This is a genomic window from Priestia sp. SIMBA_032, assembly GCF_046535215.1.
Taxonomy (GTDB): domain Bacteria; phylum Bacillota; class Bacilli; order Bacillales; family Bacillaceae_H; genus Priestia; species Priestia aryabhattai.
Window position 1 is genome coordinate 1 of the sequence record NZ_JAWRXD010000630.1, and the last position, 273, is coordinate 273.

Here is a 273-nt window from a genome sequence, read left to right on the forward strand (position 1 = left end):
GGTTGGCTTCCTGTTCGTTGGCGATGTAATGCTTTGCGTCCGCCCACACACCTTGCGACTGAATACCGTTGATCTCCGCCGCGGCCATCACTGCGCCGAGATACGGATCTTCTCCGGATACGTATTCAAACGAACGGCCTGAGTAGGGCGTGCGATACATGTTCATCCCAGGACCGGCTATCTGCTGAAAGCCGCTCGAGCGTGTCTCCAGTCCAAGTGCGACACCCATTTCCTTTGCGCGGTCCGCGTTGAACGTAGCTGCGAGCGCGGGGC

1 protein-coding gene is annotated in these 273 nt (G+C 59.0%); it reads right to left on the reverse strand.

The window, feature by feature from the left end; translation table 11 throughout:
• Positions 1-273, reverse strand: a 273-nt coding sequence (locus SB717_RS35780) for a glycoside hydrolase family 3 N-terminal domain-containing protein (protein WP_410907715.1), incomplete at both ends; no start/stop codon positions are given.